This is a genomic window from Arthrobacter sp. B055-34, from assembly GCF_059090425.1.
In genome coordinates, this window is record NZ_JBNHFQ010000004.1 from 51,370 (window position 1) to 72,864 (window position 21,495).

Here is a 21,495-nt window from a genome sequence, read left to right on the forward strand (position 1 = left end):
GCCCAGACGTATTGTTTCCTGCGGCCGTCTTGAGACCGGACGGCTACTTTTGACGGGCATGAACAGGCACCCCCGGCCTGGAGCTTCGTCAATGATCCCGCGGATCAATGGCGCCCGGTCAGCCGGACAGTATGCGATTTTCGAAGGCCAAGAGCATGAAGCCATGGTTGCCGATTCCGACGCTCACACTGTCGGGGGATAGAGAGTTCCTTAGTTGGGCCGGGTGACATCCGGGTGACGGTACCGCTGTCCGAACTGCATGATTTGCGGGAGACCACGCTCCGCGATGTGTTCGCGCTCAACAGGAAATACGGATGGTAGGACCGGGATATTGACGGTTTAAGGAAGGGAAAGCTCATTATGGTAGCGATCTTGCAGAAGGCCGTGCACGGCTATGACCTGGAACAGTATTTGGGCAGGTCAGCGGATCTGCTGGCAGGGTTTGTGCTCCCTGCTGCGCAGCTCGCCGGGTTGTCGCCGGCGCAACTGCACTCGGTCCATGGGCTGGGGTTTCCCGGATCGCCGTTCCCTGCCGCCCCGGAGTATGTAGATGTCCTCCGGTTTCCCGCCCCGTCAGGGGAGTCTCTCCATGATGCTGCAGAACCGGAAGTGCGCGATCGTCCTCCGTATACAGGGACGGGATTCGCTGGCTGGGAGGGAGGCACGCCTGTCCCCGTGTACTACTTGGACCCGGTTCGCGTGCCCGCAGGTGCGGAACTGTGGAGGATCAGCGGCCACGGCACCGAATCCCTCCTGGGGGTCTACCCTGATGCAGCTTCCGGCTGGGTGCCCGTGGCATGGGACGGCCCGGCGGCGCAGGAGAAGTTGTTGCCGGAGGATGTGCTCGGCACCCTTGCTGTTTGGAATTTCAATCCCTATGTGGCCGATGTCGTGGATGGTGGCGGAGCCGTGGTGTTATGCGCCTCCGAGCGGCCCGATGACGAGGAGCCGGAAAAAGGAGATCTGGATGAGGACGAGTTCTGGGAGCCATGGACGCAGACTGCTCGAGGGCTGTGGCGAAAGAAGGTAGACATCGGTGAGGTCACTGACCTATTTGAGGGGATTTGGACGTGCACCTTCCGCGGTCTGCCCTGCCGGGTCACGGCTCATGGGCGAGATCAGCAGGGGCAGGACATTTTTAAGTTGCATTACATCGGTCATGACGCTTCCTTCGCGGAAGCCATGGAGCTGAATAAGTCCGATGCCGGCGTTTACTGGGCTGTGGCCGCCCGCAGCGAAGTTGGCGACCTGAAGGAAACCCAGCTCCGCCCGGCGCAATTTGCGCGTTAACCGGATCCAGCCAGACGGTATCTGCCGTTGAATCCTCCTCTGGGGTGCCGGAAGAGTTGATTCCTAGGGCGACATTGCGCCGAGCTTGTGAGCTACGGCGGCGTTGAACCGCTGGTTCGGGCCCGGGAGAGTCCTGAGTTTAGGAGCGGCTCGATGGTGTCCGCATGTTCCCTGCCCCAAGCAAGGAACACGGCTGGACGTATTGCCGACGGCCTATGTCCAGTACAGAGGGCATTCAGTCGGCGGCCGAGGAGTCGCACGTGCTGTGGCCACTACGGATCCGGGACCGCCTGAAAGATGCCCGCAAGGCTGCGGGCTTACAAGGTCATGAGCGCAGGTAGCGTCAGCGCCCTGTGTCCGACGCCACCGTTTTAGGACGTGGGCGACTGCGGCATTTAGAATAGGAAACTGTGCGCTTATTGCGCAGGAGGATTCCCCGAAAGAAGGACGATCAGTGTCTAACTCAGTTGCGGACCGGGAGCAGCGCCCGTTGCGGGTCGCCATCATCGGAGCCGGCCCTGCAGGTGTCTACGCTGCCGACATTCTGACCAAGGCCGAACGCGACTTCGAAGTCAGCATCGACCTCTTCGACCAGTACCCCGCGCCCTACGGTCTGATCCGCTACGGTGTTGCACCGGACCACCCCCGGATCAAGGGCATCGTGAACGCACTGCACAAGGTGCTGGACCGCGGTGACATCCGTTTCCTGGGCAACGTCAACTATGGGCGGGACCTGACGCTGAAGGACTTCCGCGACTTCTACGACGCGATCATTTTCTCCACCGGCGCCATCAAGGACGCGGACCTGAACATTCCCGGCGTCGAGCTTGAAGGCTCCTTCGGAGCCGCGGACTTCGTCTCCTGGTACGACGGCCACCCGGACGTTCCCCGCGAGTGGCCGCTGGAGGCCAAGGAAATTGCGGTCATCGGCAACGGGAATGTGGCCCTCGATGTTGCACGTGTGCTCTCCAAGCACGCCGACGATCTGCTGACTACCGAGATACCGGACAACGTCTACCAGGGCCTGAAGAATTCGCCGGTGACCGATGTCCACGTCTTCGGCCGCCGCGGTCCGGCGCAGGTTAAGTTCACGCCGCTGGAGCTGCGCGAACTCTCGCATTCCCGCGACGTCGACATTGTGCTCTACCCGGAAGACTTCGACTTCGACGAAGGCTCGGACGAGCAGATCCGCTCCAACAACCAGACCAAGACCATGGTCAACACGCTGACCAACTGGCTCGTGGAAGAGCAGGACACCGGGGCTTCGCGCCGGCTGCACCTGCATTTCCTGCACACCCCGGTGGAAATTGTCGAGGGTACGGGCGACGGCGCCGGCAAGGTTGCCGCGATGAAATTCGAGCGCAACGAGCTGGATGGTACCGGCAATGTCCGGGGCACCGGCGAGATCGTCGAGTACCCGGTCCAGGCCGTTTACCGCGCCATCGGCTACTTTGGCTCAGAGCTGCCCGAGGTCGGTTTCGACGAACGCCGCGGCGTCATCCCGAATGAGGGTGGCCGCGTGATCGGCACCGAAGGCAATCCGGTGCCGGGCATCTACACTACGGGCTGGATCAAGCGCGGCCCCGTCGGCCTCATCGGCCACACCAAGGGTGACGCGCTGGAAACCATCGGTTTCCTTTTGGAGGACCGGCTGGATCTGCCTGCGGCGAAGAACCCCGGCGAGGACGCCATCATTAAGCTGCTCGAAGAGCGCGGCGTCGAATACACCACTTGGCAGGGTTGGCTGAAGCTGGATGAGTATGAGCGCAAGCTCGGCGCCGATTTCGCAGCGGCGAACGACGACGGCGGTGCTCCCGCCGTCCAGCGCGAGCGCGTTAAGGTTGTGCCGCGCGACGAGATGGTGCGCGTCTCCCGCGGCTGACACCCGGGAACGTCGGGCGGACGCAGGGTGTGCGCCCGGACGCTGGTTAGTTCCGTCAGCTACGGATTGACGTAGAAGCGCAGGACGTCGCCGCTGGGCAGCTCGAGCCGGATCTTGTTCCGGCTCGGAGTGCTGATTCGCGCTTCCGGATAGACCGTCCGCAGGCTGTTGATCAGCGGCTCCGGGCCTTTGTCCTGGGCGCCCGGCCCCGAACGCGTTTCTTCGGCCGGTCTGCGTCGGCCGGTCAGCTTAGCGGTGCTCCATTGCAGCCAAGACTGTGTTGTAGCCACGATACCCATCCTCAGTTGATGGCTTAACCGTTTCCGGCTGGTCCGACCCCCGTGCCGTCCCTATACCAGTATGCGAGCCATTGCGCTCTACCTTAGGACGGCACACCTAGAAAAAGTTGTGAAAATCAAACTTCATATTGCGTCGCACTATGCTGGGGTCCAGCAGAGCATCCAGCCAGGATGCCACGGAGGACGAGGAGCGCGCACGGGGCATGGCCAGACCGCAGAATCTCCAGCGCAAGCCACAACTGCTGGCGGGCATTCTGGATTATTTGCAGGACAAGAACCTTGCTGGTCTGTCCTTCCGGTCCTTGGCGGAAGGGCTGGGGATCAGCAGTTACATGCTCGTCTACCACTTCGGTACCAGGGAGCAGCTGGTCGCCGAAATTGTGGCCCAGGTCCAGTCCGGGCTGGCAGCGCCACCGAGGGGCCAAATGCTCCAACTGGCACCCGAGGGGTTCCGGGAACAGATGCTCCAATTGTGGAGCCGATCCATGACGGCCCGTGGGCGGCAGCTCCAGCGGCTGGGTTTCGAAGCGGCGATGCAGGATCCGGGAGGAGCCTTCGGCAACCACTCCGCCGACCTCTATGGCGCCTGGCAGGACGTCGCCACCGGCTGGCTGCAGGCCAACGGGGTAGGACCGGAGACGGCAGAAGTCGAAGGGCGCCTCTTTGCAGCGGGTGTTCATGGCCTGCTGTACGAGCACGTGCTTACTGGCCATACGGAACAAACGACGGCGGCCTTCCGCCTCCTGCTGGACCGTTACCTGTCAAAGGCAGCGTCTTCGCCTACGCTGGAACCGTGACGAACGAAATCCCACTCAATGAAGAACAGACCGCACGCGTTGTCGGGCTTGCTATGGATCTAGCCCGCGAAGGCAAGACAGATGAACTGTCGGAATTTCTCGACCATGGACTGCACGTGGACGTGCTCGATTCGGACCGCAATACCCTGCTGATGCTCGCGGCTTACCACGGCCACGAAGAGACTGTGGCGATGCTGCTGGAGCGCGGAGCCAATCCTGACCTCCGTAATGTCCGCGACCAGTCGCCGATTGCCGGCGCGCTGTTCAAGGGCGAAGATGCGGTCGTGGTCAAACTTCTGGCCGCGGGCGCCGACCTCGATGCCGGTACGCCGACCGCGCGCGACGCAGCCAAGATGTTCGGCCGGGAGCACTTGCTCGAGAAATGAGAAATGCCCGGGACCAGCCGCATGGCTGGTCCCGGGCATCTTTTTTGGCCCTTAGACCGAGTCGGAGTTTACGTCCGTCTCGGAAAGCTTGCCGGCGCGCAGTGCCTCAATGGCCTTGCGGACGCCTTCGCCGTAGGCCGGATCGGCCTTCGTGCAGTTGGCGATGTGCCGCTCGATGGTCGCTTCGGAAGCCCCGTCGATGCCGCGCGCGGTGTTCTCGAAGAGCACCTGCTTCTGCTCGGCAGACATCTTCTCGCGGAACAGGATGCCGGGCTGCTCGAAGTAGTTGTCGTCGTCCTCGCGGTAGTTGAACCGGTCGGCCTGTGCTCCCACGGCCAGTGCCGGCTCGCGGTACGCCGACTGCTGCTGCCAGCGGCCGTAGGAGTTCGGCTCGATGCCCGGGGTGGCACCCTGGTTGCCATCAACACGCATGGCACCGTCACGGTGGTAGGAGTTGACCAAGCCGGCGCCGCGCGGGTAGTTCACCGGGATCTGGTGGTGGTTGACACCCAGGCGATAGCGCTGCGCGTCGCCGTAGGAGAACAGGCGGCCCTGCAGCATCCGGTCCGGGGAGAAGCTGATGCCCGGAACAACATTCGCCGGCGAGAAAGCGGCCTGCTCAACATCGGCGAAGTAGTTCTCCGGGTTGCGGTTCAGTTCCCACTCGCCAACCTCGATCAGGGGATAGTCCTTCTTGGACCAGACCTTCGTGAGGTCGAACGGGTGGTACTTGTACGTCTCCGCGTCGGCCTCGGGCATGATCTGGACCATGAGCTTCCACTTCGGGAAGTCGCCGCGGTCAATCGAATCGAGCAGATCGCGCTGGTGCGATTCGCGATCGTCACCTACGAGCTTGGCAGCTTCCTCATCGGTGAGGTTCTTGATGCCCTGCTGCGTACGGTGGTGGAACTTAACCCAGAACCGCTCACCGGCGTCGTTGATGAAGCTGAAGGTGTGCGAGCCGAAGCCGTGCATGTGGCGGTAGGAGGCCGGGATGCCGCGGTCGGACATAACGATGGTGACCTGGTGCAGGGCCTCAGGCAGGTTGGTCCAGAAGTCCCAGTTGTTCTCGGCGTTGCGCAGGTTGGTGCGCGGGTCGCGCTTCACAGCGTGGTTGAGGTCGGGGAACTTCAGCGGATCGCGGAAGAAGAACACCGGGGTGTTGTTGCCGACCAGGTCCCAGTTGCCCTCTTCAGTGTAGAACTTGACGGAGAAACCACGGATGTCGCGCTCGGCGTCGGCTGCGCCGCGCTCTCCGGCAACAGTGGAGAAACGGGCGAACAGTTCGGTCTTCTTGCCGACCTCGGAGAAGATCTTGGCGCTGGTGTACTTGGTGATGTCATTAGTCACCGTGAACGTGCCATAAGCACCGGAGCCCTTGGCATGCATGCGGCGCTCGGGGATGACCTCGCGGTCGAAGTGCGCCATCTTCTCCAGGAACCAGACGTCCTGCAGCAGCATGGGGCCGCGCGGGCCGGCGGTCAGGCTGTCCTGGTTGTCCGCGACGGGCGCGCCCGCAACGGTTGTCAGCGGCTTGGTGTTTTCAGCCATATGTTCTATTGCTCCTTGTCGGATCTTCCATTGTGAAGGTCTTTTTGGCAGTGCAGGCCGGACAGATGCCCCAGTACGTGACCTCGGCTTCGTCAATCGTGAAGCCGTGGCCATCGGAGGCCGAGAGACACGGTGCGGCGCCAACAGCGCAGTCCACGTCTTCGATCCCTCCGCATGACCGGCACACCAGGTGGTGGTGGTTGTCGCCAACCCGGGCCTCGAAGCGGGCCGGTGAACCTGACGGCTCGATCCGGCGCACCAGCTTGGCATCGGTCAGCGCCGCGAGCACGTCATAGACGGCTTGCTTCGAGACAGTGCCGAGTTCGGCCTTCACCACACCAGTGATGGTGTCGGCATCGGCGTGCGGGTGGGCACGGACGGCCTCCAGCACTGCAGTCCGTGGACGGGTCACGCGAAGCATGGCTTCACGCAGCAAGTCCTCCGGCTCCCTCATATCGACCATGCACCGATACTTTCATGTTTTCTGGAATGAGTCCAGAAAAGATTTCGCTCCGGGCGTGTCGGGGGTCACGGGAGACCTGGGCGCTTCTACTGACGCACCAATGGTCCATCATCGTCCGCAGGCGCCGCCCAGTAGCCTACGATGACATTCACATGAGGAGGTGCGCACTTTATGTCTCCAGCCCAGGAATCCACGGTGCAGCTAGAAGGACGCGAACTTAAAATTCTGACCCGGGGCAGCGGGCCGGAAACCTTCGTCCTGGTTCCCGGCATCGGGGTCTCGCCGCGGTATTTTGCCCCGCTGGCCCGGGAACTGGCTGCCTTCGGTGCCGTGCACTCTGTTGAGCTGCCAGGATTCGGCGGTACCAAGGCTCCACGGCAGGCGCTGTCGATGCCGGGTTTCGCCCGGCTGGTGCGGGGTGCGCTGGATTCTGCCGGCATTGGCCCCGGGGTGCTGGTGGGGCATTCAATGGGGTGCCAGATCACCGCGGAGATGACGGTTGCCCATCCCGAGCTGACGCGCGCCCTGGTGCTGCTGGGGCCGACGACGAACCGGAAGGAGCGAACCGCCCTTCAGCAGGGGTGGCGGCTGTTCCAGGACACGCTGAGGGAACCACCACAGATCAACTACGTGGTGCTGAGCGATTATGCGCGGTCCAGCAAACGTTGGTACTTCACCACCGTCTCCGAAATGGTCGGGCACCGGCTGGAGGAAACTGTGGCAGAGATTGACGTGCCCACGCTGGTGCTGCGCGGTGAACGCGACCCGATCGCGCCGCGCGAGTGGGTTGCCGAACTTGGACGGGCCTGCCCTGGCGCGCGGATTGCGGAAGTATCGGGCGAGGCCCACGTGGCGATGTTCCGCCGGCCCAGAACAGTCGCGGGCTACTGCCTGGAACTGGCTGCACGGGCATGAGCGACGGTCGGGCCCGAAGCGTCGGAATGACGCTGCGCCGTGGCTGGGCATGGCTGCAGGACTATGCCTATGTGGCCTATTGGCAGGTGCACGGCTTCCTGTTCCGTGATGATCCTGCGCCTTATCTGCAGGCAGCAGGTCGGGAGGACCAGCCGGTGCTGCTTATCCCAGGCATCTACGAAAAATGGCAGTTCCTCAAGCCCATCGCCGAAGACCTGAGTCAGGCAGGTCATCCGGTCCACGTGGTGGAGCCGCTCGGATACAACCGGGGCACCGTGGCCAGGATGGCGGAACTGGTCAGCGCCTACCTGGAGGCAGCAGACCTGAAGAACGTGACCATCGTGGCCCACAGCAAAGGCGGGCTCATCGGCAAGTACGCCATGACCATGCCGGGCGCCGCCGGACGCATAGCCCGTATGGTTGCCATCAACACTCCGTTTTCCGGTTCCGTCTACGCCCGGTTCTTCCTGGTTCCCAGCATCAGGGCCTTCTCGCCCAGCAACAGCGCCCTGCGATCCCTTGCCGTAGAACTGTCCGTGAACCACCGGATCACCTCGGTCTACAGCACCTTTGATCCCCACATCCCCGGCGGCAGCGAACTGCCCGGCGCGGAGAACATCGAGCTGGACCTGATGGGCCACTTCCGTATCATCGGCGACTCCAAGGTGCTTGAGGTGATCCGCAGCGTGCTGTCAGAGAAAGGTGCTTCCGGCAACTAGAATCTCATTCATGCCCAAACTGTTCGCCGACACCACTCCGCTCAAGGAGAGCCTGGATTTTCGGCGGATGTGGATCGGGACCTCGCTGTCCTCGATCGGTGCCCAGCTCACGCTCGTGGCGGTCAGCCTCGAGGTCTACCAGCTGACGCAGTCGACCCTCGCGGTCGGTGCCATCGGCATTGTCGGGCTGGTCCCGCTGGTGCTGGCGGGACTGTACGGCGGCTCCGTGGTGGACGCGCACGACCGCCGGAAGGTCGCCCTCTACTCCGGTCTGGTGCTCTGGGCCTGCGCCGGGCTGTTCGCGCTGCATGCCTGGTACGGGCTGGGCCAGGTCTGGCTGCTCTACGTCCTGATAGCCATTCATTCCGCCGCTGCGGGCCTGAACCAGCCGGCCCGCAGCGCAATTGTGCCCCGGCTGGTCCGGCGGGAGATCCTGCCTGCTGCCAATGCCCTGACCATGATGACGTTCGGACTGGGCATGACCATCGGCCCGCTGCTCGCCGGTGTGCTGGTGGCCAACGTCGGGTTCGGTTGGACGTACACCATCGACGTAGTGACCTTTACTGCCGCCATCTGGGCCGTGTTCCGGCTGCCGCCGATCCCGCCGGAGGGCGAGGTCCGCAAGGCGGGCCTCCGGTCGGTCCTCGAGGGGCTGCAGTTCCTGCGCACCCGGCCCAACATCCGGATGACCTTCCTGGTGGACATGGCCGCCATGGTCCTGGCGCAGCCCCGCGCCCTGATGCCGGCCATCGGAGCAGTGGTCATCGGCGGCGGGGAAGCGTCGGCGGGAATCCTGCTGGCTGCGGTTGCTGCGGGCGCGTTTCTTGCGGCTCTCTTCTCCGGGCCGCTGGGCCAGATTCGTCGGCAAGGGCTGGCGGTGCTGTGGTGCGTGGCAGTGTGGGGAACCGCGGTCACGGCCTTTGGCGTCGTCGTCGTTCTTGCGGGCAAGGCCGAAGCGGCGGCGGATGGAAGCGTCAGCACCTGGCTGGTTCCGGCGGTGGCCTGCCTGATGGTGGCAGGGGCGGCGGATACCGTCAGCGGCGTGTTCCGCAACACCATCCTGCAGTCGGCGACGCCGGACGCCATGCGGGGCCGGCTCCAGGGCATCTTCATCGTCGTCGTTGCCGGCGGGCCGCGGCTCGGGGACGCGGTGGCTGGCGGAAACGGCGAGTGGCTGGGCGAGGGGTTCGCGGCCGTCGCCGGGGGACTGGCATGCATGTTGGCGGTCTGGCTGCTGCATAAATGGCAGCCGCGCTTTGCCCGGTATGACGATAGGAACCCGGAGCCGTAAGGAACACGGCGCCGCCGCTGTACGTTATATGGAGTGCCTGGTCAGAAGATGGCCGGGCGTGCCACGCTGGTCACCGACGGCCGGCGTAGAAGGAGACCTGACGCGGTGCACAATCATTTCAACGGTTTGAAGACAGCCGGCTTGCTCGGCGTGCTGTTTGCGATCCTGCTGGGCATCGGTGCCCTGCTGGCCAGCGGCACGGGCAGCAGCAGCTGGATCTGGATTATGGCCCTGATCGGTGTCGGCACCACGGCGTACAGCTACTGGAACAGCGACAAGCTGGCCATCCGCGCCATGCAGGCCTACCCGGTTACCGAGCAGCAGCAGCCTCAGATGTACCGGATTGTCCGCGAGCTATCCACCCGCGCAAACCAGCCGATGCCGCGGCTGTACGTCTCGCCCACGCAGGCGCCGAACGCCTTCGCCACCGGCCGCAACCCGCAGAACTCCGCGGTTTGCTGCACCGAGGGCATTCTCCGCCTGCTCACTGAGCGCGAGTTGCGCGGGGTGCTCGGCCACGAACTGATGCACGTCTACAACCGCGACATCCTCACGTCCTCGGTGGCCGCCGCCGTCGCCGGAGTCATCACGTCGGTCGCCCAGTTCATGCTGTTCTTCGGCGGCCGGGACCGGAACGCCAACCCCATTGCCCTGCTCGCCATGTCGCTGCTGGCGCCGGTCGCCGCCATGCTGATCCAGATGTCCATCAGCCGGACCCGCGAGTACGACGCCGATGAAGACGGCGCGCAGCTGACCGACGATCCGCTGGCACTGGCATCCGCGCTGCGTAAACTGCAGTACGGCACCCAGCAGGCGCCCTTGCCCCAGGACCAGAAACTGGTCAACACCAGCCACCTCATGATCGCCAACCCGTTCCGTGGCGGCGGACTCAAGAAGATGTTCAGCACCCATCCGCCGATGGATGATCGTGTGGCCCGGCTGGAACGAATGGCGGGTCGGACCCTTGGCTAAGGAGCGGACCCGATGCGCCTGCTGCTGATCCGCCATGGCCAAACGCCGTCGAATATCAAGGGCCTGCTGGACACTGCGATTCCCGGACCGGAACTGACCAGGCTGGGCCACAAGCAGGCCCGGGCACTGCCAAAGGCCCTCGACGGCGAGCCGATCGACGCGCTGTTCGCCTCCACCGCGATCCGTACCCAGTTGACCGCCTCGCCGCTTGCCACCGGGATGCAACTGGACGTTGAAATTCGCGACGGCGTGAAGGAAATTTCCGCCGGACAGCTCGAGATGCTCGGCGACACCGAATCGGTGCGGACCTACATGACCACTGTTTTCGCCTGGTCCGGCGGAGAGCTGGACCAGCGGATGCCGGGCGGGCCGGACGGCCACGAGACGTTCGGCCGTTTCGATGAGGTGGTCGCCGAGGCCGAGGCCGCAGGGCTGGCAACTGCCGCCATTTTCAGCCACGGAGCCATGATCCGCAGCTGGGCCGGAGCGAGGGCGGGAAATCTGAGTGTTCCGTTTGTTGCGCGTCAGATTCTCAGCAACACCGGCGTGGTTGTGCTTGAAGGCAGTCTGGCCAACGGCTGGAGGGCATTGACTTGGATGGGCCAGGCCGTGGGCGGAGCCGAGCTGGCGGATGCGTTGACCGACGGGCCGACGGGTGACCCGGTTCCCGCCCGGGAAGACCAGTAAGCATTCAGGCCGGTGGGCCGACTTGGCGCGGCAGCGGGACAGCGCTGCCGCGCCAAGAGTTTCTAGCGGTAGTTGATGAACTGGAGATCTACGTCCAGGTCAGCTGACTTCAGCATCCCCATGACTGACTGCAGGTCGTCCCGCGACTTGGAACTCACGCGCAGCTCATCGCCCTGGATCTGGGCCTTCACTCCCTTGGGGCCTTCATCGCGGATCAGCTTGGAGATCTTCTTGGCCTGATCCTGGGCAATGCCCTCCTTGATCGAGCCCTCGATCCGGTACTCCTTGCCGGAAGCGTACGGCTCCCCGGCGTCGAGGGACTTCAGCGAGATCCCCCGCTTGACCAGCTTGGACTGGAGGACATCCAGGACGGCCTTGACCCGTTCTTCGGAGTTCGCCTTCATCAAAATCTTCTCGCCGCTGAAGTCCACCTCTGCGCCGACGCCCTTGAAGTCGTACCGCTGCGCGATCTCCTTCTGCGCCTGATTGAGGGCGTTGGCAACTTCCTGGGTGTCTACCTTGCTGACGACATCGAATGATGACTCACTGGCCATGGTTCCTCCTTGGGTGTGGGAAACGTACTCTGCCACTAGCCTACTGTCTGTCCTCGGACCCGGCCTGTATCTTCACGGCCCCCACTCAGGTTCCGCTCAGTCCCTATGCATCTTCGGGCGAAAGACTCGAATAATTGATTCACCAAGCGAAGCATCTAAGGAGACAGTTGATGTCCAGCCGCCAGCGGTACCTTGTCCGTTCAATTAGGGTAGCCGCCGGCTCATTCCTCACGGCCGCAACGGTGGCTACCCTGACGGTCATCGGTTCCGGACCGGCGGCGGCAAGTTCATCAACAGTGAATGCTGTGCATTCCCACCTCGCGGTGGCCGGAACTGGCACATTCATCCGGCGGGAATCCGATCTGCTGGAGAAGCGGCTTGCGGACGCCCGGTTGGCCGGCGGCCAGCAGGAGTCCGAACGTGAGGAGCGGTTGGCGGGACTGCGTGCCGAGATGGACCAGGCCGTCACCTGGGGGATGGTGACGCAGCGGCAGGCGGACGGCTTCATTTCCCAGCTGGCCTCCCGCATTGACCGCGGGTTTTAGCTCGGAAAACAGGGGGGCAGGAGCTCGATTCGATTCTCGGCCCGATCTTCTGTAAGGTTGTCTTGCTTCCACTTACGGAGGCGGTCTTCAAGGAAGACGTTCGGCAGATTACCCGAGCGGCCAAAGGGGGCTGACTGTAAATCAGCTGGCAATGCCTACGGGGGTTCGAATCCCTCATCTGCCACCGGACGTAAGATCCCCGGAACTTCACGACTGTGAGGTTCCGGGGATTTTTACTTAACGATCCATCTGCCTACTTCTCTCCGTCTCATATGTCCCAGATGTCAATTACGTCACATTTCGGCTCTCTTACAACACTGCGGCAACATTCCCTTGTGCGCCGGGTGCGAGGACGTACTCTGTACATACCGCTCGCCGGTGGCCACAGTGACGTGGTCTTGCCAGATCTGCGTTCGCAGTCGTCAGGAGTGCTAAATGGGACGAAAAAACGCGGCATTGACAAGTCTCCATGAACTCATGGGGTCTGCTCGGTCGGGTTATCCGGAGAAGGAACGTGCCTGGCCGGCACGGCTGGCCGTATGGGCCGGCGCCGTGGCGGTTGTTGCGCTAAGCGCAGGAACGCTGGTCGCGCCGGGAGCCGTTGCGGTCTCGGCGGGTGCCAACACTCTGGTGAGCCTCTGGGAGGAACTACCCGAGGATCTGCCGCTGGAGCGCTCATTGCCCCAGCACACTGTGCTGCTGGACAAGGACGGCAAGGAATTCGCCCGCTTCTACAGCGAGAACCGGATAGACATCGACGTCGAGGATGTGTCACCGACGTTCCTCGAAACACTGATCGATACGGAAGACGCACGCTTCTACGAGCACAACGGAGTGGATCCGTACGGCATTACGCGGGCGTTCGTGAACAACGCCGTCAATGCCAGCCAGCAAGGAGCTTCGACCCTCACCCAGCAGCTGGTCCAGAACATCCTGGTCAACAACGCGCGCGACGAGACCGAAGAATCGGTCGCCGTGGGAGACACGTACAACGCGAAGATCCGCGAGTCGAAGTACGCGGTCCGGCTCGAACAGCAGCTGAGCAAGGACGAGATCCTGAAGATGTACGTCAACGCGGTGTATTTCGGCAACCGCGCCTACGGCATCGAGGCGGCCGCCCGGATCTACTTCAACACCTCGGCGTCGAAACTCAACCTGACGGAATCGGCGTTGCTGGTCGGCCTGCTCAAGGGGCCCGCAGTCTACGATCCGGTGGTCCATCCGGAAGCGGCGACGATGCGGCGGAACACCGTGATCTCCGTGCTGGAGCACCGCGGGACGATCACCGCCGAAGAAGCGGATGCCGCTCGGGAAGCGCCATTGGGACTTGAGCCGGGATCTGTTCCCTCCAGCTGCGGCGACTCGGAGTATCCGTTCTACTGCCATCTGGTCCGCGAGGAAATTCTGACCAACCCGGCCTTCGGAGCCACACCCGAGCAAAGGGCTGACCGCCTATCCCGAGGCGGAATGACCCTGACAACGGGGTTGGACCGGCAGGCCATGGAATCGTCACGGAAAGCGGTGACCAAAGCACTGGGCGATAAGAACCGAGCCGCCCTCGGCGTCGCCGTCGTTGAACCGGGAACCGGCCATGTTGCTGCCATCACCCAGAACCGCAAGTGGGGCAAGGGCAAGGGAGCAACCGAGGTGGTTTACGCCACCAGCGAGTTCCAGGTCGGTTCCTCGATGAAGCCGATTGTGCTGGGCACGGCCCTGAGCCAGGGGGTTCCTGCCTCGCAGCGTTACTCGGCGAACGGACCGTACTACTCGCCGTTGCTCGATGATCCGGTGGAGGGATTCCACAACTACGGATACATCAACCACGGCAGCGTCGACGCCTACGAGGCCATCCGCAAGTCCATCAACGTGTATTTCGTTCGGCTGATCGAACAGACCGGGGTGGTGGACGTGGCCAAGTTTGCCGAAATGCTGGGAGTGACGTCTCTGCCCACGGACAAGCTCAGCGGCCGGGAAGCCTCTCTGGCACTGGGAGCGTATGAGATTTCGCCACTGGAAATGGCCAACGCTTACGCCTCGTTTGTCAGCGGCGGCGTGGTGTGCAAACCGGTAACGGTGATGGCCGGGGTCCGCAGCGATACCGGCGAGAAGATCCCGGTTCCCGATGCCGACTGCCATCAGGGCATTGATCCGGGCGTTGCCGATACGGTCGCGGACGCTCTGAAAGAGCCGTTCAAGTCCGGCGGCACTCTCTCTGGCATGGGCAAACTCAAGGGGCGCGAGGCCGGGGCCAAGACGGGTACCACCAACGATTTCTCCGCCAACTGGATTGTGGGGATGACGCCGCAGTTCTCGACGGCGGTGTGGCTCGGCGACCCGCGCGGCGGCGGCCAGTATCCACTGGATGAAGTCGACGCCTACGGGACCACGTTCTACGACCTCACCGGTTCCGAGGTGGCCGGACCCGTTTGGAAGGCCACGATGGAAGGTGCGCACAAGGGACTGCCGGCGGTTCCGCTGCCCGAATCCGCACCCGTCGGGGTAGGGACAGTCACGGCCAAAGCCATTCCCGACGTCCGCGGCCTGAAAGTAGACGAAGCCATCACAGTGCTGCTGCGGAACAATCTGACGCCGGTGATCAATAAAGAGCCGGCCAAGGAGAATCCGCTGTACACGCCGGATACGGTGACCGCGCAGACTCCGAGCCCCGGCAGCTCCTTGAAGTACCGGCAGGAAGTGGCGATCACTTTGAGTGCCGGCAGCGATACCTCGATCAGTGTTCCGGCCCAATAGCAGTTGAGGAGCCATCGTGTCTGTTTTCGAAAAGCGCCCAGGCATGGCACTGGCAGCCGGTGCCCTGGCCCTGACGGCTGTCGCAGGGAGCGGACTCTGCGCCCTGTATCTGTCCGGAACGCCTTTTGTTGCCTCCGAACAAGTTTCCGTTGAAGAAAAGGCGTCAGAAAGCACTGCCGCCAAACCGGTCTTCGCCGAGATCCGGGACATGCCGGCGGAAAAGGTACTGTCAGCAGCACTGGCGGAGCCGCCGAAGGGATGGCGGCCTTCTGGTACGCTGCAGCGCTCGGCGTCGCAGCCGGTGCCGTACTCCTGCGCCGTCAACGACACGGCCCCGTCGGTAGCCCTGTCGCGGCTGTTCAGCGTCGACGGCGATCGTGTCCAGGTCGTTACTGCCGCCTATACCGCGGGACTTGGCGCCGAGGTCATGCGGCAGCAGGTAAAGGAGGCGCAGTCCTGTGCCGGCAGCGCCGTGGCAATCAACGAGAGCAAAGTCGGCGGGAAAGATCCAGGCGTGGAAGCGCATCGTGTCTTTACCTATAAAGGCAGCAGCGCCGCCCAGGTAGTCTCCTTCCGCCGGGGAGATGTGCTGGCCTTTCTGGTCGGCGCGCCGGATGCTCCGCTGAGCCGGATCGCGAGGCAGCTGGATGATCATCTTGCCGCCGGTCTCAAGGACGTCTGCGTAGACCAGAAATCGGTAGCTGCGGATGCCTCGCGCTCGCCGTGGTCCGCCGCCGGATACAAGCCGTACACAGTCAAGGACAAAGTGGCGGTCAGAGACGTGCCGTTGCCCACGGTGCCCGCCAGCTCAGGGATCGAAGCCGTTCCGCTGCCGGGACCCAAGATCAAGGTTGAATACGTCCAGCCGGCTGCGGATCCCTACTACGCGGTATGGCCGCCGATGCCCAAACGGATGGACGTTCCAGAACCGCCGAAGAGCCCGGCAAAGGCAGCCGTGACCGAAACCAGCATCAGGATCCTCGCAGAGGACAAGCAAGGACCGGGCTGCGGCTGGGCGTTCACCGGAATGAGTCCCATGGTTTTCGACGCCAAGGCTGCAGAGCAGACGAATGCCGAACGGCGCCGGGAGGCCAGCCAGAAGCTGGCGGCAGGGACCCAGCAGTGGCAGCAAAGCGTGCTCGACTACTGGACTGCGTACGACAAGTACGGTCAGGCCGCGGACGATTACAAGGACTATGCCAAGGAAGTCCGCAAGGTCAACAAGGCCTGGGCGGCCATCGGCGCCGATTGGGATGCCTACTGGGTTTCCTACGCGGCCTATGAAAGCGCCTTGGGGGTACGAGCGCAGTTCTTCCGGGACCAGGAGTATGCTGAACGGTCCTATCTGAACGCGCTGGCCCAGTGCGAGGCTGACAACCGGAGGGCGGCGGAGCAGCCCAAACCCAAGCCGGAGCCGGAAGACTCGGACGACAAGGACAAGGACGAGGACAAGGAGGAGCCAAAGGAGGAGGAGCAGGAACAGCCCGAGGTGAGGCAGGTTGACTGCGACTCCGCCATCGGTGTTCCGGCCATCCTGGACTGGGCTCCGCCGCCCGTACCGTCAGAGCCCGCGCCGCCGGCCGACCCGCGCCCTGAAAACCGCCGCTAGGTAGCGGCCGGCTGAGGCTGCTTCAAGCGGCCTCAGCCCTGGCGAGCGGGTAGATGTCCCAGAGGAAACAGGTGGCGTCCGCCTCCACAGCGTGCATCAAGTTGAAATGCAGCCATTTCCAGGAGGAGGCACCGTTATTGTCCGCGGGAGCGGGCGGACAGCTTCCCGGTGTATACCAGCTGCCGCGGCACCAAATGTGGTGCAGTTTGCCGTTGATAGTCTCGTACGGATCGTCGCCGGCGCTGCCCCTGGGCAAATCCAGCTTGGACCTCAGCGAGGCGGCCCGGCCAACGGCGTAGAGTTCGGTCCTGGACGGATCGTGGCCGAAGGGCAGCTCCTCCACCAGTTCATCAATCAGGGCCGTGCTGAGGAGGACCGCGTCGTCGATAGTCGAACCCTCGGTCAGGATCAGTGCAGTTTGGCGTTCCATCGGTTGCTCCTTCGATTGTGGTTGATCCGTCGAAACCGAGATTAGGCGGCACCTGAGGCGGCCGGGTAGGGAGGCGGCGGACCTGTGGAAAACACGTGCACGATCCGGGTGCGGGACACCAGCGCTCATGCGCTGAGCGAACAGGGGGCGACATATTCGGCTGATCCCGTTAGCGTGGAAGCATGGCAACGATTAATATCACCGAAGCCCAGTTCCCCCAGACCATTGAAGAGAACGACATTGTGTTCGTGGACTTCTGGGCTGATTGGTGCGGCCCATGCAAGCAGTTTGCCCCCGTATACGATTCAGTCTCCGAACAGCACGAGGACATTGTCTTCGCGAAGGTAGACACCGAGGCCGAGCAGGGCCTCGCCGCGGCAGCCGGCATTACCTCCATCCCGACCCTGATGGCGTTCCGCGAGAAGGTCCTTGTCTTTTCGCAGCCCGGCGCCCTGAACTCGGGCCAGTTCACCGAACTGGTGGATGCCGTCAAGGGCCTGGACATGCAGGAAGTCCACGCCCAGGTGGCAGCCCAGCAGCAGCAGGCCCAGCAGGCCGACGCCGAGTAGGACTGCTCCCGCGATAATAAAAGCTCCCCGCCGTTCCGATACGGCGGGGAGCTTTTTTGGGCTTGATCAGTGGAAGCGGTGGTCCTGCGGGGCCAGCCGCGGGCCGAAGGCCGGTTTGCGGAAGCCGCTGAGGTAGAGCATCCGCACCACCCGCTGCCGGTGCCCGCGCCAGGGCTCAAGCAAAGCCAGCATCCCGGCGTCGTCCGTTTTCTTTCCGGTCAGGGCGTAGCCGACGAAGGCGGCCAGATGGAAGTCCCCGACGGACACCGAGTCCGGATCGCCATGGGTGCGCTGGGCGATCTCGGCGGCGCTCCACGGACCGATGCCGGGTACGGAACACAGTTTGGCCGCCAGTTCCGGGCCGGGGGAGAGCGCGGCCAGCCGCTCCAGGCCCGAGGCAACATTGCAGGCGCGAAGAATGGTCGCGGAGCGTTTGGCGTCCACACCGGCGCGGTGCCAGTCCCAGGACGGGACGCGCCGCCATTGCTCCGCCGAAGGCGCGACCTTCAGTCCGGCAGGCGCGGGTCCGGGGGCGGGCGTACCGTACTTGCTGACAAGATACCGCCAGGAATAGCGGGCTTCGATGGTGGTGATTTTCTGCTCCAGCACCACCGGAACCAGGGCGTCCAGGATGCGGCCGGTACTTGGCAGCCGTAAGCCTCGATGCCGCCGTCGCGGTTCAGTGACCAGCTTCGGGAGCGTGGCGTGGAACGCCGCCTGGTCGAAGGCCGTCCAGTCATCAGCGGCGCCCAGCAGGGCCGGCAACCCGGGCAAGGCTGCTTCGGCGCCGGGGCCCCACGCGAGGACCCGGATGGCGGCCGGATCGGCGCCGCCATTGGAGCCCGCTAGCTCACTGGCCAGGCGCAGCGTCACCGGCCCTTGGACAGTGGCGAAAGCCAGCCACACGCCGTCGTGCCCGGTTTGAAAGGTAGGGTCCTGCTTGCCGCGGGGAATGATGCCCAGGGTTCCGGGCAGATCGTAGCCGGCGGGAAGTTCCACCGTTGCCGCGGCATCTGCGGTCGGGGCAGCGGTGGCGGCAAACGTGGAAGGCACCTATCCATGGTCGCACGCGCCGGGGATGGCAGGGCGGCCGGCTTGAGTCGCAGAGTTTCGTTCCGGCTATGACCGTTGTGGACTGGCCGGTAGATTTGGGCGCATGAAGTTTGCCAATTCTGTACTGGACCTGATCGGGAATACGCCGCTGGTCAAACTCAACAATGTGACCGAAGGCATCAGCGCCACCGTGCTGGCCAAAGTGGAGTATTTCAACCCGGGCGGATCCATCAAGGACCGGATCGCGGTGAAGATGGTCGAAACCGCGGAGCAGGACGGACTGCTCAAGCCCGGCGGAACCGTGGTGGAACCCACTAGCGGCAACACCGGCGTGGGGCTCGCCCTGGTGGCGCAGCAGAAGGGCTACAAGTCCATCTTCGTCACGCCGGACAAGGTTGGCGTGGAGAAGCGCGACGTGCTCAAGGCCTACGGCGCCGAAGTGGTTGTCACGCCCACGGCCGTGGCGCCCGACAGCCCCGAGTCCTACTACGGCGTGTCCGACCGTCTGGTCCGCGAGGTGGAGGGTGCGTACAAGCCGGACCAGTTCTCCAACCCCGCTGCTCCGCTGAGCCACTACGAAACTACAGGCCCGGAAATATGGCGGGACACGGACGGGCTGGTCTCACACGTGGTCATCGGTGCCGGCACCGGGGGCACCATCACCGGCACCGGCCGCTACCTCAAAGAGGTCTCGGCGGACCGTGCCTCGGGTCCGGTCCGGATCATCGGCGCCGACCCGGAAGGCTCCGTCTACTCCGGCGGCACCGGACGCCCCTACTTCGTGGAGGGCGTCGGCGAAGACATGTGGCCGGCGAACTATGACAAGTCCGTGCCGGATGAGGTCATCGCGGTTAACGACGCCGAGTCCTTCGCCATGACCCGCAGGCTGGCCCAGGAAGAGGGGCTGCTGGTCGGCGGCTCCTCCGGCATGGCAGTGGTCGCCGCGCTGAAGGTGGCCCGGGAGCTGGGACCTGACGACGTCGTCGTTGTTATTCTGCCGGACTCCGGCCGCGGTTACCTGGGCAAGATCTTCAACGACGAATGGATGAAGTCCTACGGCTTTATTGCCGGCGGGGAAGAGGCCACCGTGGGCGAGGTGCTCAAGGGCAAGGCCGGGCGCCTACCCGAACTGGTCCACACGCACCCCACCGAATCGGTCCGCGACGTCATCGAGATCATGAACGAGTATGGCGTTTCCACGCTGCCGGTCTTCTCGCAGGAACCGCCCGTGGTGATGGGCGAGGTGCTCGGCTCGGTGGATGAGCGCACCCTGACGGCCCAGTTGTTCAAGGGCGAGGCCAAGCTGACCGACAAGATCGGCGACCACATGGGCGAACCGATGCCGCTGATCGGCTCGCTGGAATCCATCTCCGCCGCCCGCGAAAAACTCCAGTCCAACAATGCGCTGATGGTGACCTTTGTAGGCGCCCCCATCGGCGTGCTGACCCGCCACGACCTGTTGACCTACCTAACGAGCTGAAGGAGATTTCCATGACTGCAGAGAAGAACCAAGGCTTCAACACCCGCGCCGTGCACGGCGGCCAGGCCTTCGAACCGCGTACCGGGGCGGTTGTCCCGCCCGTGCACTTCAGCTCCACCTATGCGCAGGACGGGATCGGCGGTCTCCGCGACGGCTACGAGTACGGGCGCGGCACCAACCCCACGCGGGACTCGCTCCAGGAACAGCTGGCGGCAGTGGAGGGCGGCAAGCACGCTTTTTCCTTCGCCTCCGGCCTCGCCGCCGAGGATTCGCTGATCCGCGCGCTGCTGTCCCCGGGCGAACACATCGTCCTGGGAAACGATGCCTACGGCGGCACCTACCGCCTGATCAACCGGGTGCTCGGGGACTGGGGCGTGGGCCACTCGGTAGTGGACATGTCCGACGAGTCCGCGGTGGCGGCGGCCGTGAACGAGAACAAGACCCGGTTTGTCTGGGTGGAGACGCCGTCCAACCCGATGATGAAGGTTACCGACATCGCCGCGCTCGCCGAAGTTGCGCATGGTGCCGGCGCGCTGCTGGTGGTCGACAATACTTTCGCTTCGCCGTACCTGCAGAACCCGCTGGCGCTCGGTGCGGACATCGTGGTGCACTCCACCACCAAGTACATCGGCGGCCACTCGGACGTGGTCGGCGGCGCCGTGGTGCTCAACGATGACGAGCTGGCCGAGAAGATCGGCTTCATCCAGTTCGCCGTGGGGGCGGTGTCCGCACCGCTGGACGCGTTCCTGACCACCCGCGGCCTGAAGACGCTGGGCGTGCGCATGGACCGGCACTCGGCCAATGCGCAGGCGGTGGCCGAATGGCTGCAGGGCCGGCCCGAGGTGGAGGCCGTCTACTACCCGGGCCTGCCGGACCATCCCGACCACGAGCTGGCGAAGAAGCAGATGCGCGGCTTTGGCGGCATGGTGTCGGTCTCCTTCAACGGCGGCGAGGCCGCTGCCCGCAAGGTTGCCGAAAACACCACGATCTTCACTTTGGCGGAGTCGCTGGGCGGCATCGAGTCCCTGGTCAACTACCCGGCGGAGATGACCCACGCCTCCGTGAAGGGTACGGAGCTGGAAGTCCCGGCTAACCTGATCCGCCTCTCGGTGGGCATCGAGGACACCGAAGACCTGATCGCCGATCTGGAGCAGGCGTTCAAGCAGATTTAGCGGTCTAAAAACCCTTAACAACGACGGCGGTGCCGGACTTTTGGAAGTCCGGCACCGCCGTCGTTGGCTGCGAAAGTTTT

Annotated in this window: 21 protein-coding genes and 1 tRNA gene; 16 read left to right on the top strand and 6 right to left on the bottom strand. The window is 63.9% G+C overall.

The window, feature by feature from the left end:
- Positions 1-675 precede the first annotated feature (675 nt).
- Positions 676-1,290 (top strand): hypothetical protein, encoded by a 615-nt coding sequence (locus AC5RWO_RS08700; RefSeq protein ID WP_498730995.1) that lies wholly within the window; start codon positions 676-678, stop codon positions 1,288-1,290.
- Positions 1,291-1,744: 454 nt separating this feature from the next.
- Positions 1,745-3,172 (top strand): FAD-dependent oxidoreductase, encoded by a 1,428-nt coding sequence (locus tag AC5RWO_RS08705; RefSeq protein ID WP_498730997.1) that lies wholly within the window; start codon positions 1,745-1,747, stop codon positions 3,170-3,172.
- 59 nt (positions 3,173-3,231) lie between these two features.
- Here AC5RWO_RS08705 and AC5RWO_RS08710 read toward each other — a convergent pair whose 3' ends face one another.
- A complete protein-coding gene (locus tag AC5RWO_RS08710) occupies positions 3,232-3,462 on the bottom strand; it encodes a hypothetical protein (protein ID WP_498730999.1) in 231 nt (76 codons plus the stop codon).
- Positions 3,463-3,674: 212 nt separating this feature from the next.
- Between AC5RWO_RS08710 and AC5RWO_RS08715 the strand changes: the two genes are divergently transcribed.
- Together AC5RWO_RS08715 and AC5RWO_RS08720 are read left to right on the top strand one after the other, a co-directional pair.
- On the top strand, positions 3,675-4,268 hold the full coding sequence (locus AC5RWO_RS08715; RefSeq protein WP_498731001.1) for a TetR/AcrR family transcriptional regulator: 594 nt from the start codon (positions 3,675-3,677) through the stop codon (positions 4,266-4,268).
- A 53-nt stretch (positions 4,269-4,321) separates the two neighbouring features.
- Positions 4,322-4,654 (top strand): ankyrin repeat domain-containing protein, encoded by a 333-nt coding sequence (locus tag AC5RWO_RS08720; RefSeq protein WP_498731379.1) that lies wholly within the window; start codon positions 4,322-4,324, stop codon positions 4,652-4,654.
- A gap of 51 nt (positions 4,655-4,705) precedes the next feature.
- Here the strand turns inward: AC5RWO_RS08720 and AC5RWO_RS08725 are convergent, their stop codons facing one another.
- Positions 4,706-6,205, bottom strand: coding sequence for a catalase (locus tag AC5RWO_RS08725; protein ID WP_498731002.1), 1,500 nt, complete (start codon positions 6,203-6,205; stop codon positions 4,706-4,708).
- Positions 6,198-6,668 carry a Fur family transcriptional regulator gene (locus AC5RWO_RS08730; protein ID WP_498731003.1) on the bottom strand — a complete coding sequence of 157 codons (471 nt, stop codon included), beginning with the start codon at positions 6,666-6,668 and terminating at the stop codon, positions 6,198-6,200. Before AC5RWO_RS08730 ends, AC5RWO_RS08725 begins: the two co-directional genes overlap by 8 nt.
- Positions 6,669-6,839: 171 nt before the next feature.
- On the opposite strand from AC5RWO_RS08730, the gene AC5RWO_RS08735 reads away from it, so the two are divergent.
- The 5 genes from AC5RWO_RS08735 to AC5RWO_RS08755 all read left to right on the top strand — a co-directional run bounded on the left by AC5RWO_RS08735 (position 6,840) and on the right by AC5RWO_RS08755 (position 11,252).
- Entirely contained in the window at positions 6,840-7,583 is a 744-nt protein-coding gene (locus AC5RWO_RS08735; protein ID WP_498731005.1) for an alpha/beta fold hydrolase, read from the top strand.
- A gap of 26 nt (positions 7,584-7,609) precedes the next feature.
- A complete protein-coding gene (locus tag AC5RWO_RS08740; protein ID WP_498731007.1) occupies positions 7,610-8,302 on the top strand; it encodes an esterase/lipase family protein in 693 nt (230 codons plus the stop codon).
- A gap of 10 nt (positions 8,303-8,312) precedes the next feature.
- Positions 8,313-9,593: an MFS transporter gene (locus tag AC5RWO_RS08745; RefSeq protein ID WP_498731008.1), complete on the top strand. Its 1,281-nt coding sequence runs from the start codon at positions 8,313-8,315 to the stop codon at positions 9,591-9,593.
- Positions 9,594-9,698: 105 nt separating this feature from the next.
- Positions 9,699-10,565 (top strand): zinc metalloprotease HtpX, encoded by an 867-nt coding sequence (htpX, locus tag AC5RWO_RS08750; RefSeq protein WP_264668713.1) that lies wholly within the window; start codon positions 9,699-9,701, stop codon positions 10,563-10,565.
- A gap of 12 nt (positions 10,566-10,577) precedes the next feature.
- Positions 10,578-11,252 (top strand): histidine phosphatase family protein, encoded by a 675-nt coding sequence (locus tag AC5RWO_RS08755; protein ID WP_498731009.1) that lies wholly within the window; start codon positions 10,578-10,580, stop codon positions 11,250-11,252.
- A 62-nt stretch (positions 11,253-11,314) separates the two neighbouring features.
- Here AC5RWO_RS08755 and AC5RWO_RS08760 read toward each other — a convergent pair whose 3' ends face one another.
- The gene (locus tag AC5RWO_RS08760; protein WP_498731011.1) at positions 11,315-11,806 is read right to left on the bottom strand and encodes a YajQ family cyclic di-GMP-binding protein; all 492 of its coding nucleotides are present in this window, start codon (positions 11,804-11,806) and stop codon (positions 11,315-11,317) included.
- Positions 11,807-11,976: 170 nt separating this feature from the next.
- Between AC5RWO_RS08760 and AC5RWO_RS08765 the strand changes: the two genes are divergently transcribed.
- The 4 genes from AC5RWO_RS08765 to AC5RWO_RS08780 all read left to right on the top strand — a co-directional run bounded on the left by AC5RWO_RS08765 (position 11,977) and on the right by AC5RWO_RS08780 (position 16,711).
- The gene (locus tag AC5RWO_RS08765; RefSeq protein WP_498731012.1) at positions 11,977-12,351 is read left to right on the top strand and encodes a hypothetical protein; all 375 of its coding nucleotides are present in this window, start codon (positions 11,977-11,979) and stop codon (positions 12,349-12,351) included.
- A 102-nt stretch (positions 12,352-12,453) separates the two neighbouring features.
- Positions 12,454-12,535: transfer RNA gene (locus AC5RWO_RS08770), tRNA-Tyr, on the top strand.
- 251 nt (positions 12,536-12,786) lie between these two features.
- Positions 12,787-15,102, top strand: a complete 2,316-nt coding sequence (locus tag AC5RWO_RS08775; protein ID WP_498731013.1) for a penicillin-binding protein — start codon at positions 12,787-12,789, stop codon at positions 15,100-15,102.
- 16 nt (positions 15,103-15,118) lie between these two features.
- The gene (locus AC5RWO_RS08780) at positions 15,119-16,711 is read left to right on the top strand and encodes a hypothetical protein (RefSeq protein ID WP_498731015.1); all 1,593 of its coding nucleotides are present in this window, start codon (positions 15,119-15,121) and stop codon (positions 16,709-16,711) included.
- Positions 16,712-16,733: 22 nt separating this feature from the next.
- Here the strand turns inward: AC5RWO_RS08780 and AC5RWO_RS08785 are convergent, their stop codons facing one another.
- Entirely contained in the window at positions 16,734-17,141 is a 408-nt protein-coding gene (locus AC5RWO_RS08785) for a hypothetical protein (RefSeq protein ID WP_498731017.1), read from the bottom strand.
- 182 nt (positions 17,142-17,323) lie between these two features.
- On the opposite strand from AC5RWO_RS08785, the gene AC5RWO_RS08790 reads away from it, so the two are divergent.
- On the top strand, positions 17,324-17,710 hold the full coding sequence (locus AC5RWO_RS08790; RefSeq protein ID WP_498635834.1) for a thioredoxin family protein: 387 nt from the start codon (positions 17,324-17,326) through the stop codon (positions 17,708-17,710).
- 66 nt (positions 17,711-17,776) lie between these two features.
- Here AC5RWO_RS08790 and AC5RWO_RS08795 read toward each other — a convergent pair whose 3' ends face one another.
- Complete coding sequence (locus AC5RWO_RS08795) at positions 17,777-18,763, bottom strand: DNA-3-methyladenine glycosylase family protein (protein WP_498731018.1); 987 nt, start codon at positions 18,761-18,763, stop codon at positions 17,777-17,779.
- Positions 18,764-18,866: 103 nt separating this feature from the next.
- Here AC5RWO_RS08795 and AC5RWO_RS08800 point away from each other — a divergent pair, with 103 nt between their 5' ends.
- Both AC5RWO_RS08800 and AC5RWO_RS08805 read left to right on the top strand, forming a co-directional pair.
- Positions 18,867-20,243, top strand: a complete 1,377-nt coding sequence (locus AC5RWO_RS08800; RefSeq protein WP_074701218.1) for a cystathionine beta-synthase — start codon at positions 18,867-18,869, stop codon at positions 20,241-20,243.
- Between the two features lie 11 nt (positions 20,244-20,254).
- Entirely contained in the window at positions 20,255-21,415 is a 1,161-nt protein-coding gene (locus tag AC5RWO_RS08805) for a cystathionine gamma-synthase (RefSeq protein ID WP_498731020.1), read from the top strand.
- The last annotated feature ends 80 nt before the right edge of the window (positions 21,416-21,495 follow it).